Origin of the sequence: Acidovorax sp. SUPP2539 (assembly GCF_030158975.1) — a bacterium.
Classification (GTDB): Bacteria; Pseudomonadota; Gammaproteobacteria; order Burkholderiales; family Burkholderiaceae_C; genus Paracidovorax.
In genome coordinates this window covers 748785-761736 of the sequence record NZ_BQXJ01000002.1, presented here as the reverse complement: position 1 = coordinate 761736, position 12952 = coordinate 748785, and the positions used below count along the sequence as shown (strand labels likewise).

The 12952-nt window shown below is 70.4% G+C and carries 14 protein-coding genes; 7 read left to right on the top strand and 7 right to left on the bottom strand.

From position 1 onward, the window contains the following. Positions 1 to 16: 16 nt before the first annotated feature. The 4 genes from AVTE2539_RS11065 (at position 17) to AVTE2539_RS11050 (ending at position 4219) form a co-directional block, all read left to right on the top strand. The gene (locus tag AVTE2539_RS11065; protein WP_284410551.1) at positions 17 to 1351 is read left to right on the top strand and encodes an AmpG family muropeptide MFS transporter; all 1335 of its coding nucleotides are present in this window, start codon (positions 17 to 19) and stop codon (positions 1349 to 1351) included. A 181-nt stretch (positions 1352 to 1532) separates the two neighbouring features. Further along, positions 1533 to 2249 carry a response regulator gene (locus AVTE2539_RS11060; RefSeq protein WP_272549751.1) on the top strand — a complete coding sequence of 239 codons (717 nt, stop codon included), beginning with the start codon at positions 1533 to 1535 and terminating at the stop codon, positions 2247 to 2249. Positions 2250 to 2252: 3 nt separating this feature from the next. After that, the gene (locus tag AVTE2539_RS11055) at positions 2253 to 3473 is read left to right on the top strand and encodes a HAMP domain-containing sensor histidine kinase (RefSeq protein WP_284410549.1); all 1221 of its coding nucleotides are present in this window, start codon (positions 2253 to 2255) and stop codon (positions 3471 to 3473) included. A 230-nt stretch (positions 3474 to 3703) separates the two neighbouring features. Continuing rightward, entirely contained in the window at positions 3704 to 4219 is a 516-nt protein-coding gene (locus AVTE2539_RS11050; RefSeq protein ID WP_284410547.1) for a type 2 periplasmic-binding domain-containing protein, read from the top strand. Positions 4220 to 4243: 24 nt separating this feature from the next. Here the strand turns inward: AVTE2539_RS11050 and AVTE2539_RS11045 are convergent, their stop codons facing one another. From AVTE2539_RS11045 to radA, 7 genes are all read right to left on the bottom strand, one after another. After that, on the bottom strand, positions 4244 to 5218 hold the full coding sequence (locus AVTE2539_RS11045; RefSeq protein WP_272565920.1) for a glycosyltransferase: 975 nt from the start codon (positions 5216 to 5218) through the stop codon (positions 4244 to 4246). Positions 5219 to 5237: 19 nt separating this feature from the next. After that, entirely contained in the window at positions 5238 to 6554 is a 1317-nt protein-coding gene (locus AVTE2539_RS11040; protein ID WP_284410545.1) for an O-antigen ligase family protein, read from the bottom strand. Further along, positions 6551 to 7351 carry a glycosyltransferase family 2 protein gene (locus tag AVTE2539_RS11035; protein WP_284410542.1) on the bottom strand — a complete coding sequence of 267 codons (801 nt, stop codon included), beginning with the start codon at positions 7349 to 7351 and terminating at the stop codon, positions 6551 to 6553. The genes AVTE2539_RS11040 and AVTE2539_RS11035 overlap by 4 nt, the downstream gene beginning before the upstream one ends. Before the next feature lie 3 nt (positions 7352 to 7354). Continuing rightward, positions 7355 to 7561 (bottom strand): zinc-finger domain-containing protein, encoded by a 207-nt coding sequence (locus tag AVTE2539_RS11030; protein WP_272549760.1) that lies wholly within the window; start codon positions 7559 to 7561, stop codon positions 7355 to 7357. Positions 7562 to 7566: 5 nt separating this feature from the next. Continuing rightward, positions 7567 to 8505 carry a branched-chain amino acid transaminase gene (locus AVTE2539_RS11025; protein ID WP_272565924.1) on the bottom strand — a complete coding sequence of 313 codons (939 nt, stop codon included), beginning with the start codon at positions 8503 to 8505 and terminating at the stop codon, positions 7567 to 7569. Positions 8506 to 8547: 42 nt separating this feature from the next. Next, a complete protein-coding gene (locus AVTE2539_RS11020) occupies positions 8548 to 8997 on the bottom strand; it encodes a glycerate kinase (protein WP_272565926.1) in 450 nt (149 codons plus the stop codon). Between the two features lie 82 nt (positions 8998 to 9079). After that, a complete protein-coding gene (gene radA / locus AVTE2539_RS11015; RefSeq protein WP_284394641.1) occupies positions 9080 to 10459 on the bottom strand; it encodes a DNA repair protein RadA in 1380 nt (459 codons plus the stop codon). Between the two features lie 222 nt (positions 10460 to 10681). Between radA and AVTE2539_RS11010 the strand changes: the two genes are divergently transcribed. From AVTE2539_RS11010 to AVTE2539_RS11000, 3 genes are all read left to right on the top strand, one after another. Further along, positions 10682 to 11005, top strand: a complete 324-nt coding sequence (locus tag AVTE2539_RS11010) for a hypothetical protein (RefSeq protein WP_284410540.1) — start codon at positions 10682 to 10684, stop codon at positions 11003 to 11005. A 110-nt stretch (positions 11006 to 11115) separates the two neighbouring features. Continuing rightward, positions 11116 to 12093, top strand: coding sequence for a 2-dehydropantoate 2-reductase (locus AVTE2539_RS11005; RefSeq protein WP_284410538.1), 978 nt, complete (start codon positions 11116 to 11118; stop codon positions 12091 to 12093). A gap of 135 nt (positions 12094 to 12228) precedes the next feature. After that, positions 12229 to 12837 carry a glutathione S-transferase family protein gene (locus tag AVTE2539_RS11000; protein WP_284410536.1) on the top strand — a complete coding sequence of 203 codons (609 nt, stop codon included), beginning with the start codon at positions 12229 to 12231 and terminating at the stop codon, positions 12835 to 12837. The last annotated feature ends 115 nt before the right edge of the window (positions 12838 to 12952 follow it).

The following is a 12952-nucleotide window of genomic DNA, read 5'->3' as shown; positions in this document are numbered from 1 at the left end:
CCGCCCACCCCTTCCGATGCCCCCAGACCACGCCCCCGCCACCGCCCCCCGCCGCAGCTGGCGCGAGGCCTGGCTCGTCTACCTCGAACCGGCCAGCCTGCGCATGCTGGCGCTGGGGTTCTCCGCCGGGCTGCCGCTGCTGCTGGTGCTGGGCACGCTGTCGTTCTGGCTGCGCGAGGCGGGCCTGGACCGCACCACCATCGGCTACCTGAGCTGGGTGGGCCTGGCCTACGCGTTCAAGTGGATGTGGGCACCGCTGGTGGACCGCATGCCGCTGCCGCTGCTCACGCGCTGGCTGGGGCGCCGGCGCGGCTGGCTGGTGGCGTCGCAGGCGATGGTGATGGCGGGCCTCGTGGGCATGGCGTTCAACGACCCGCGCGTGGCGCTCGAACCACTGGTGTGGTGCGCGCTGGCCGTGGCGTTCGGATCGGCCACGCAGGACATCGCGCTGGACGCCTTCCGCATCGAATCGGCCGACGCCGACCGCCAGGCGGCGCTGGCCGCCACCTACCAGACCGGCTACCGCCTGGCGATGATCTGGGCCGGCGCGGGCGTGCTGTGGGTGGCCGCGCGCGCCGAGCTGCCCGGCCTCGCCGGCTACCAGCACGGCGCCTGGCAGGCGGCCTACCTGACGATGGCCGCCTCGATGCTGGTGGGCACCGCGACCGTGCTGCTGTCGCGCGAGCCCGTGCCGCGCCCGCTGCCGCCGGCGCGCAACCCGGCCGAGTGGCTGCGCGGCGCGCTGGTCGACCCGTTCGCGGACTTCATCGGGCGCTACCGCTGGCAGGCGGCGCTGATCCTGGCGCTCATCGCCGTCTACCGCATCAGCGACGTGGTGATGGGCATCATGGCCAACCCGTTCTACGTGGACATGGGCTACACCAAGGACGAGGTCGCCGCGGTCACCAAGGTGTTCGGCGTGCTGATGACGCTGGCCGGCGCCTTCGTGGGCGGCGTGCTGTCCATGCGCCTGGGCGTGATGCGCGTGCTGATGCTGGGCGCGGTGCTCAGCGCCTGCAGCAACCTGCTGTTCGCCTGGCTGGGCCTGCGCGGGCACGACGTGACCGGGCTGGTCTTCGTGGTGTCGGCCGACAACCTGGCGGGGGGCATCGCGTCGGCGGCATTCATCGCCTACCTGTCCAGCCTCACCAACGTGCAGTATTCGGCCACGCAGTACGCGCTGTTCAGCTCCATGATGCTGCTGGCGCCCAAGTGGATCGCGGGCTTTTCGGGGCGCTTCGTGGACGCCTTCGGCTATACCGAGTTTTTCGTGGGAACGGCGCTGCTGGGACTGCCGGTGCTGGTGCTGGTGGCGCTGGCCTCCAGGATCGAAACGCCCCCACGCCGGTGATTTTCATGCCGCCATAGCTATCAATTCAGTAGCATATGGCGCACGCCACGCCGGCCCGGCCTGCGCGGCCGCAAAATGGCCCCGGCTGGGGGGATGCCCCTGGTTTACCTAACTTTACGGGGACTTCAACGCAACGACGCCCCCCGACGCGACGATGAAGCCTCCCCCAAGGACACCCGCCATGAGCTCTCAACTGTTGATGATCGAAGACGACTTCCGCCTCGCCCAGATGGTGGGGGAATACCTCGGCCAGTCGGGCCTGGAAGTGACGCACATGGCCGATGGCAAGAGCGGCATGGCGCGCCTGCAGGGGGGCGATGCGGGGCCCCTGCCCGACCTGGTGATCCTGGACCTCATGCTGCCGGACATGGACGGGCTCGAAGTGTGCCGCCGCATCCGCTCGCTGCAGGGGCCGGCGGCGCAGGTGCCGGTGCTCATGCTGACCGCCAAGGGCGACCCGATGGACCGCATCATCGGCCTGGAGTTGGGCGCCGACGACTACCTGCCCAAGCCGTTCGAGCCGCGCGAGCTGCTCGCCCGCATCCGCGCCATCCTGCGCCGGCGCACCGACGGCGGCACGCCCGCCGCGCAGGTGTTGCGCTTCGGCTCGCTGGAGATCGACCGCGATGCGCGCACCGTCACCGTGAGCGGCCAGGCGGCCGAGCTCACCTCCTACCAGTTCGACCTGTTAGTGGCGCTGGCCGAACGCGCGGGCCGCGTGCTCACGCGCGACCAGATCATGGAGGCCGTGCGCGGCCGCGAGCTGGAAGCCTTCGACCGCTCCATCGACGTGCACATGGGCCGCATCCGCGCCGCGATCGAGCAGGACGCCAAGAACCCCCGCCGCATCCTCACGGTGCGCGGCGTGGGCTATGTGTTCGCCAAGCAGCAAGACTGACCCATGTCCAACCCGTTTTCCCGACGCCTCTATCTGCGCATCTGGCTGGCCGTGGTGGTGGGCGTGGCCGTGCTCACCCTGGCCGTGGGATGGGCCTGGCGCATCGCCTCGGACCAGAACGCGCAGACGCCCCCCACCCCGCCCGCCCGCGAGATGGTGCTGATCAACGATCGCGGCGAGCCGGTGCTGCGCGGGCTGGCCACGCGCATCCCGAACGGGCCGGCCGAGGGGCTGGAGTTCCGGGTGGAAGCCGAGGGCGGCGAGGTGTTCTCGCTGCAGATGGCGCCGCGCCCGAAGCCGCCCGGCGCCGACCGGCGCGGCGAGGTGGCGTTCTGGACCCGCCCGCCGTTCGGCTTCCTGTGGATGCTGGGCCTCGTCGGCGTGGCCGTGGCCGTGGGCGTGTTCCCCATCATCCGGCGGCTGCTGCAGCGGCTGGAAACCTTGCAGCGCGGCGTGCAGCGCTTCGGCGAAGGCGACCTTTCCGTGCGCGTGGCCGAGACCGGACATGACGAAGTGGCCGACCTGGCGCGCCAGTTCAACGCCGCGGCCGCACGCATCGAGACGCTCGTCAAATCCCACAAGTCGCTGCTGGCCAATGCCTCGCACGAGCTGCGCTCGCCGCTCACGCGCATCCGCATGGGGCTGGAGCTGATGCAGGGCTCGGCCCCGTCCCCGGCATTCCGCGACGAGATCCTGCGCAACATCGCCGAGCTGGACCAGCTGGTGGACGAGATCCTGCTCGCCAGCCGCCTGGATGCGCGCGAGGCGGACATGGGCACCGTCGAACTGGTGGACCTGCTGGGCCTGGCGGCCGAGGAGTGCGTGCGGGTGGATGCCGAGCTGGAAGCCGGCGCCGCCAGCGCGGACGGCCTGGAGGTGAACGGCGTGGCCAAGCTGCTGCGCCGCGCCCTGCGCAACCTGCTGGAAAACGCCCGCCGCTACAGCCAGGGCGACATCACGGTGGGGCTGCAGCGCACCGGCACCCACGCCGAAGTGCGCGTGTGCGACCAGGGCCCCGGTGTGCCGCCAGCGCAGCGCGAGCGCATCTTCGAACCCTTTTACCGGCTGCCCGGCGCCAGCGAGCGCGCCGGCGGCGTGGGCCTGGGGCTGGCGCTGGTGCGCTCCATCGCGGAACGCTCGGGCGGCACGGTGCGCTGCGAAGACCGCCCCGATGGCGAGGGCGGTGCCTGCTTCGTGCTGAGCCTGCCGTTGGCGAGCGCCTGACCTCCTTGCGAAGGCGCGGCACGCGCCGCACCGGTCTCGGTACACGGGTGGGGCCGCCATGCAAGGGCATGCGCTTGATGTTGCGCATGGTCACATCTGTTTCGTTCGGTCAGCGGCTTGGCCCCGGAATCCGGGTGGCTTCGGAAGGCGGTTTCCCTTATCCTGCATTCCGCCCAACGGAATACAAGACCGAGGCGTCCATTTTGAACACCGATCCACCCAGTTCCACCATGGCAGTCAAAGACATCCGGGTCATCCACACCCTCGGGCCGGCCGGCACCAACTGCGAAGCCGCAGCCCACGAATGGTTCCGGCGCAACGGCCGCAAAGGCACCGTGCACCTGCACCCCACCTTCGAGATCGCCGCCGAGTCGCTGAATGACGACCCAGCCATCGCGGTGCTGGGGTGCGTGGCCTATCCCGACCTGCACAATCTCGTGTTCTCCAACCTGAACCGTTTCCAGATGGTGGATGTCTTCGTGATGCCCACCTTCAACATGATCCTCGCGTCACGCACGGGCGAGGCGCCCCGCACCATCTCGACCCACCCCGCGCCGCAGCAACTGGCGCCCCCCGGCACGGAGCTGTGCTTCGTCAACAGCAATGCACAGGCCGCCGTGGAATGCCGGCACGGCCGCACGGACGGCTGCATCACCACGGCCAAGGCGGCGCGGTCGCTGGGCCTGAAGGTGATCCAGGATTTCGGCCCGGTGCCGATGGGGTTCACGGTCCACGCGGCGGTCTGAGCGCGGCGCCGCGCCCGCCCCGGCTCAGTTGCGCCAGGCGAGCGAGCGGGCCTCTCCCTGGATCACGGGCGCCTGGGCATTGAGCGTCTCGCCCGCCAGCACGCGTTCGTACATGCGCAGGTAGTCGCGCGCCATGCGCTCGGCGCCGAAGTGGCGCACGGCATGGTCGTGGCAGGCGCGGGGGTCGAAGCGGTTGGCGCGCACCGCCTCGGCCAGGGCACTGGCGTTGTCCGCCAGCACGCCGCATTCGGCGGGCACCAGTTCCGGCAGCGCGCCGTAGGGCGTCGAGAACACGGGGCAGCCGAAGTACAGGCTCTCGATGACGGCCAGGCCGAAGGGCTCGTGCCAGCGCACCGGAAAGATCAACCCGCGCGAGGCGTTGAGCCGCTCGGTCTTCTGCGCGCCGCCCACCATGCCGAAGAAATGGATGCGGCGCGACAGCGTCCACCGAAAGCCCCGGCGGAAATTGATGCGGTCGCCGCCCAGCACGTCCAGCTCCACCCCCGCCAGTTGGGCCACGCGGATGGCGCCGCTCACGTTCTTCACGCGCCACGCGGCCTTGCCCAGGAAGTGATAGTGGTCGCGGGGCCGGGCGAAGTCCACGGCGCCGTAGCTCTCCCACTGCAGGCCGTTGTAGACGAACTCGGTGGAGCCGTAGCGCGCCGCATGGTCGCGCGAGAGGAACACGGTGTTGCGCGGCAGCGGCTTGGGCTTTCGGGCATTGCCGTGCTCGGTGACCAGGTAGGGCGTGCCGATCTCGGTGCGGGGGTTGAACTGGAAGTGCGTGATGTCCACGTCGGCGGGAATCTGCGAATCCCACGGCGCATCGGGCCGGATGGGCAGCACCGCGCCGAAGTCGCAGGTGGAGCCCTCGGGCACCAGGTAGCTCACGCGGTGGCCCAGGCGCACCAGCATCTGGCCCAGGTCCCAGATGACGCGCTCGGTGCCGCCATAGCCGTAGACCGGGATCGGGGAGTTGTTGACGAGCAGCACGTGCATGGCGAAACCTTCTTGGCGGTCAGGAGGAGGCAGCGGCGGGCCGGCCCGGGCCCGGCGGCACGGCGGCCGGCGCAGCCCGCCGCCGCAGCGCATCGCGCTCGCGGCCCTGCAGGATGGCCAGCACCAGCATGCACATGAACAGGTAGAACATGGTGCCGCTGTTGTGGCCCAGGAACACCTGCGTGAGCCCGAAGCCGATGTAGGCGATGGGCAGCAGCACGCCCACCATGCGCAGGCACAGCACCTGGGGGTCCATGGTGCCGTGCTCCGTGGTCCGGCAGACGCGCCGGCGCGTCGGCCAGAAAAGCGCGAGCGGCACCGCATAGAACAGCAGCAGCACCGCCACGCCGGGCAGGCCGCGCTTGGCGAAGATGTCCAGCACCTCGTTGTGCGCATGGCTGAACCGCAGCACGAACGGATGGGCCTGCCCCGCGGCCACGCGCCGCTGCTTCTCGGCCTCGTAGCCGTAGCGGCCCCAGCCGGTGAGCGGCCGGTCCAGGCCCATCGACCAGGCCAGCTTCCAGTGCGCGAGCCGCTGGCCGACCGAGCTGGCCGCATCGCCCTTGGATTCGTACTGGGTGATCTCCTGGCGCGCCTCGTCCACGCGGGAGCGCACGTCGTGCGCCTTGAGCGCCATGAGGCCCGCCATGCCGGCCAGGATCAGCGCCGCCCCGACCATCGCCAGCCGGCGCTGGCCGCAGCGGGCCTGCAGCCACGCGCACACGGGCAGCGCCAGCGGCAGCACGAGCCAGCCCCCGCGCGACTCCGACAGCAGCGAGCCCTCGAAGCCCAGCAGGATGCACACCACCCAGCCCACGCGCTGCCAGGGCGCCCAGCGGCCCCACTGCACGAGCAGGGCTGCCGAACACATCAGGCCCAGCAGCAGGCTCAGGCCGCCGAACTGGATCGCATTGGTGTAGCCGTTGGCGCGCAGCAGGTGCAGCACGCCGGTCTGGTAGATGCCGATGAGCCCCGCGCCGCACGCCCCCACGGCGAGGCCCCACCACAGCCAGACCGCACGCGGCGGGTAGGCCAGCAGGTAGAAAAGGCAGGGCAGCGCCAGCAGGTACTTGGACGGCCGGTCCAGGTTGGACCAGCCGCCCTGGGCCGGGTCGAAATCGAGGGCCCATACGAAGCCCATGGCGACGATGGAGGCGAACAGCCACCAGGCCTCGCGGCCCGGGGGCCGGCGCAGCCACACGCCGGCCGTGGCCAGGCTGCACAGCAGCAGGACCACCGCGCCCCACGAATAGCCCGAGCGCAGCCACAGGGCCAGGCCGGGCACCATGAAAGCCGCCACGCCGGACAGGCGCGCGAAGACATCCGAAGGTTTCACCGGCGCACGCTCTCGCTCAGGCGGTCGCTGTCGTACTCCAGCGCGGCATACCGGAAGAACGCCTCCAGGGCCACGAACAGGCAGTAAAGGAAACCGGCACCGCCGCACAGGAACCCCAGCCGCAGCACGTACAGCCGCACGAACATGCTCGTGCCCGAGGCCAGCCCGCGCCCCACGCCGCCGCGCTTGCCGGCCGCCGCGCGCTTGGCGGCGCCCAGCATGGCGTACTGCGTGAGCTTTTCCAGGCTGCCGCGCACGGTCTCGCGCGAGTGGTGCAGCAGCCGCGCGCGCATCACGTGGCGCGGCACGCCGGGCTCGGTGAGCACGGCCTCCTCGTGGACCACGCCCACGTACTCGCGCAGCATGTCGCGCCGGAACAGGCGCTCCACGGTCGAGGTGGTGCGCAGGTAGCGCAGTTCGCGGCCGAAGGCCACCATGCGCCAGCGGATCTTCCACACTGCGCGCTCGCCAGAGCGCACGATGGCCTGCAGTTCCTCGCGGAAGTCGGGGCCCATCACCTCGTCGGCGTCGAGAAAGAAAACATAGTCGCCCGTGGCGTGCGCCAGCAGGCGGTTGCGCTGCACGGCAAAGCCCTGCCAGTCGGGATACACATGCACCTGGGCACCCAGGCGCCGCGCCACGGCCACGGTGTCGTCCGTGCTGCCGCTGTCCACCACCACGATCTGGTCGGCGAACGAGGCGCTCGCCAGACAGGCCTCGATGCGGTGGCCCTCGTTCAGCGTCAGCACCGCCACCGTGAGCGTGGGGCGGGCCGCGCTGCCGCGTTCAGCCGGCATCAATCAGTGGCCGGAATGGACGCGTTCTCCCGCCTTCAGGCGGTACACCGTGCCGCAGTAGGGGCACTTGGCCTCGCCCGTGTGGGCGACGTCCAGGTACACCTTGGGGTGGGTGTTCCAGATCTTCATGTCCGCCTTGGGGCTCGGGCAGAAGACGCCGCCCTGGGGGTTGAGGTCTTTGGCGACCAGTTCGACGATGGCTTGCGACATGTTCTTCAGACCTTGGTGAGCCAGTGGGCGTATTGGGGATTGCGGCCGTTCACGATGTCGAAGAAGGCGCTCTGGATCTTTTCGGTGATCGGGCCGCGCGAGCCGCTGCCGATGGCGAGGCGGTCGAGTTCGCGGATGGGCGTCACTTCGGCGGCGGTGCCGGTGAAGAAGGCCTCGTCGGCGATGTACACCTCGTCGCGGGTGATGCGCTTTTGCACCAGCTCCAGGCCCAGGTCCTTGCAGATGTGGACGATGGTGTTGCGCGTGATGCCGTTGAGCGCGCCGGCCGACAGGTCGGGCGTGTACACCACGCCGTTCTTGATGATGAAGACGTTCTCGCCCGCGCCCTCGGACACGAAGCCGGAGGCGTCCAGCAGCAGGGCCTCGTCGTAGCCGTCGTCCAGGGCCTCCATGTTGGCCAGGATCGAGTTGGTGTAGTTGCTCACCGCCTTGGCCTGCGTCATGGTGATGTTGACGTGGTGGCGCGTGTAGCTGCTGGTCTTGACGCGGATGCCGCGCTTCATGCCCTCTTCGCCCAGGTAGGCGCCCCAGGCCCAGGCCGCCACCATCAGGTGGATCTGGTTGCCCTTGGGGGACACGCCCAGCTTCTGCGAGCCGATCCAGGTCAGCGGGCGCAGGTAGCACGATTCGAGCTGGTTCTCGCGCACCACGGCCTTCTGGGCCTCGTTCACCTCGTCGCGGGTGAACGGAATGGTCATGCGCAGGATCTTGGCGCTGTTGAACAGGCGCTCGGTGTGCTCCTCGAGGCGGAAGATCGCCGTGCCGTCGGCCGTCTTGTAGGCACGCACGCCTTCAAAGGCGCCGCAGCCGTAGTGCAGCGTGTGGGTCAGCACATGGATCTTGGCGTCGCGCCAATCGACCATCTGGCCGTCCATCCATATCTTGCCGTCACGGTCGGCCATCGAGGGAGCTACGGGACTCATGGGGTTCCTTTGGAATTGCTGGAAGTCGCAAAACCCGCGATTTTACGAGTCTGCGCGGGCAGGGGCCGCCACATCCGCCGGCGCCTGGGGCGCATCCTCCTGCGGCACGGGCCGCACGAGCGCCCATTCCACCAGCTTGCCGGCCCGGAATTCGCACGTCACGTGCGACTGCGTGCCGTCGGTCCAGCGGTAGCGCTCGGGCTCCTCGCCGTCGGCCGACAGCGGCTCGCCCAGCGAACGCGTCATGGCCACCACGTGCATGAGATTGACCCCCTTGCGCAGCTTGGCATTGAGCATGACGGCGCTGCCCACGTGGCCGATGGGCCGGTCGGCCGCCTTGCGCATGACGTTCATGAGCCGGGTGAAATGCAGCAGCGCCCACATCACGAGCCCGCCCCCGACCGCCATGACGCCCTGCCAGCCATAGGAGCGGTGGGCCGCGAAGACCAGCACCGCGATGCCGACGGGAATGAAGAGGTTGCGCAGATTCATGGGGCGAGATTGTCCTATGGCGGCCGCCGGGGCCGGGTGTGGATGGTGCGTAGGCGCGGCATCGCCGCCCGGCGGGCGGCCTTCAGCCCATGCCGCGCACCACTTCCATCGCCTCCTCCACCCGCTCCACCGCATGGATGGTGATGCCCTCGATGGGCTTCTTGGGCGCATTGGCCTTGGGCACCACGGCCACGCTGAAGCCCAGCTTGGCCGCCTCCTTGAGCCGCTCCTGACCGCGCGGGGCCGGGCGCACCTCGCCGGCCAGGCCCACTTCGCCGAAGGCGATGAACCCGCGGGGGAGTGCTTTGCCGCGCAGGCTGGAGGTGATGGACAGCATCACCGCCAGGTCGGCCGCGGGCTCGCTGATGCGCACGCCGCCCACGGCGTTGACAAACACGTCCTGGTCCATGCAGGCCACGCCGGCATGCCGGTGCAGCACCGCCAGCAGCATGGCCAGGCGGTCGCGGTCCAGCCCCACCGACAGCCGGCGCGGGCTGGGGCCGCCCTCGTCCACCAGCGCCTGGATCTCCACCAGCATGGGCCGCGTGCCCTCCAGCGTGACCAGCACGCAGCTGCCGGGCACGGGCTCGCTGTGCTGGCTCAGGAAGATGGCGCTCGGGTTGGTCACGCCCTTAAGGCCCTTTTCCGTCATGGCGAACACGCCGATCTCGTTGACCGCGCCGAAGCGGTTCTTGATGGCGCGCACCAGGCGGAACTGGCTGTGCGTGTCGCCTTCGAAGTACAGCACCGTATCGACCATGTGCTCCAACACGCGTGGGCCGGCGAGCGCCCCCTCCTTGGTGACGTGGCCCACGAGGATGATGGTCACGCCCGAGGCCTTGGCCGCCCGCGTGAGATGCGCGGCGCACTCGCGCACCTGGGCCACCGACCCGGGCGCGCTCGTGAGCTGGTCGGAGTACACCGTCTGGATCGAGTCGATCACCGCCACGGCCGGCTGGGTGGCATCGATGGTGGCGAGGATTTTTTCCAGCTGGATCTCGGCCAGCACGTTCACCTGGCTGTGGTCCAGGCCCAGGCGGCGCGAGCGCAGCGCCACCTGCGCGCCGCTTTCCTCGCCCGTCACGTACAGCGTGGGCAGGCCCACGCGCTGCAGCGCATCCAGCGCCTGCAGCAGCAGCGTGGACTTGCCGATGCCCGGGTCGCCGCCGATCAGCACCACGCCGCCCTCCACGATGCCGCCGCCCAGCACCCGGTCCAGCTCGTCGATGCCGCTCGGCGTGCGGGCGATGTCGGTCGCCTCGATGGCGGCCAGCGGCATCACCGCCTGGGCCTGGGCCAGGCCCGAGAACTGCGGCGCGCTGAGGCGGTTCTTGCCCGGGCCGGCCTCGGCCACGGTTTCGACCAGGGTGTTCCAGGCACCGCAGGCCGGACATTTGCCCAGCCAGCGCGGGCTGGTGCCGCCGCACTCGGAGCAGGTGAAGAGGGTTTTTTCTTTGGCCATGGCAGGGATCGGAAAACGGGGCAGCAGGGGGGATCGCAGCGGGGCGGCATGCCCGGCGGCGGCCGGCCCGCAGCGGCTCCAAGCCGGGCGCCAGCGGGGGTGCACGGCCTGAAAGTAAGCAATTGCGATGTCAACCCTATCCTACCCCGCGCCTGCTGGAGCCTGCCTAGCATGCCCATTCCAGCGGCAGTCCGCCGCACGCCATTCAAGGAGATACAACCCATGACCCCAAACACCATGAACGCTTCGGCCACCCCTTCCCGCCGCTGGCTCGCCGCCGCCCCGCTGATCGTCGTGTCCGCCCTGGCGCTCACCGCCTGCGACCGCAACAAGCCAGCCGACACGCCCACCAACACCGCACCCGTCACCACCCCGGCGCCGACGACCCCCGCCACCCCCGCCCCTGCCACGCCGGCCACGCCTGCGTCGGACGCTGGCATGTCCTCCACCCCGTCTTCCTCCGCCCCGGCCGGCGGCGCCGTGTTCGGCGGCAGCACGCCGGCGCCGGCCACCGCGGCCTCCGAGCCGGCCAGCGACGCCAAGTGATCGCGCGCTGACCGCGCCCCTGCCGCCTCCCCCGGCGCACGCCGCGGGGAGCGCTTAACATCCACCGCTTCGCGGCCGTTCGGCCGGTCCCTGCAGAGGCGGATGTTTCGATGAAGGCATGTATCTATGGCGCGGGCGCCATCGGCGGCTGGCTCGCCGTGGCGCTGGCGCGAGCAGGCGGCGATGTGTCCATGGTGGCGCGCGGCGCCACGCGGCAGGCCCTCGATGCGCAGGGCCTTCGCCTCGTTCAACCCGATGGTTCCGTGCACGCCACGCCGGTGCGCGCGCACGACGATCCGGCCGCCCTGGGCGTGCAGGACCTGGTGGTGCTGGCCGTCAAGGCCCCCGCTCTGCCCGACGTGTCCGCCCGCATCGCGCCGCTGATCGGCCCCCACACGCTGGTGCTCACGGCCATGAACGGCGTGCCGTGGTGGTTCCTCGACGGCTGCGGCGGCCCCGCACAAGGCCAGGCACTGCAGTCCGTAGACCCTTCTGGCGCCATGGCGCGTGCCGTGCCGGCCGGCCAGGTGATCGGCGGCGTGGTCCACACCAGTTGCTCGCTCGATGCGCCCGGGGTGGTGCGCCACCACTTCGGCAACCGGCTCATCCTGGGCGAGCCCGCCGGCGCGCCTACACCGCGGCTGCAGGCACTGGCTGACACGCTGCGGCGCGGCGGCATCGAGGCCGAAGTGTCCTCCCGCATCCAGCAGGACGTGTGGTTCAAGCTCTGGGGCAACCTGACGGTCAACCCCATCAGCGCGCTCACCGGTGCCACCACCGACCGCATCCTCGACGACGACCTGGTGCGCACCTTCATCTCCGACGTGATGCGCGAGGCCAAGGCCATCGGCGAACGGCTGGGCCTGCCGATCGACCAGCAGCCCGAAGACCGCCACGCCGTCACCCGCAAGCTGGGCGCGTTCAAGACCTCGATGCTGCAGGACGTGGAGGCCGGCAAGCCGCTGGAGATCGACGCCCTGGTGGGCGCGGTGCACGAGCTGGGCCGCCTCACCGCCGTGCCCACGCCGCACACCGACGCCCTGCTGGGCCTGGTGCGGCTGATGGCGCGGGTGCGTGGCCTGCACTGATGCGCACGGACGGGCATATCAAAAACCATAGCAAGATGCCCTAGTACTCATTGCCTTCCCGCGGTTTTTGCTTGGAACCACCAGGCCGCGGGCGGCGGCCGTTCCTTTTCCCATCGCCAACCCACTGGAGCCCCCATGGCCTCGCTGACCCTCTACTACGCCCCCGGCACCTGCGCGCAGGCCGTTCGCATCGCGCTGAACGAAGCCGGCGCCGATCACGCGCTGGAGCGCATGGACTTCAAGGCGCAGCAGCAGCGCACGCCCGAGTACCTGGCCATCAACCCCAAGGGCCGCGTGCCGGCCCTGGTCACCGAGCAGGGCGTGCTGACCGAGACGCCAGCGCTGCTGGCCTATGTGGCCCAGCGGTTCCCTGACGCGCGGCTGGCGCCCACCGATCCCCACGGGTTCGCGCGGATGCAGGAGTTCAACAGCTACCTCGCCTCCACCGTGCACGTGGCCCATGCCCACCGACCCCGCGCCAACCGCTGGGCCGACGAGCCCGAGGCCATCGCCGCGATGCAGCGCAAGGTCGGCGCCAACATGACCGAATGCTTCGCGCTGATCGAGCTGCAGCTGCAGGGGCCGTGGGTGCTGGGCGACGCCTATTCGGTGAGCGACGGCTACCTGTTCACCATCGGTGGATGGCTGCAAAGCGATGGCGTGGACATCGCCCGGTTCCCCAAGGTGCATGCGCACGCGCAGCGCGTGGCGGCGCGGCCGGCGGTGCAGCGGTCGTTGGATTGATGTCCTGCGGGGGGGGACGGATGCCGCGCGAGGCGGCGCCCCTCCAGAAAAAGCCCCGGGGCCGGGCGGCCCGCGGGGCGGTTCGTGAAGGGCCGGGCGCGATGACCGGCAACGA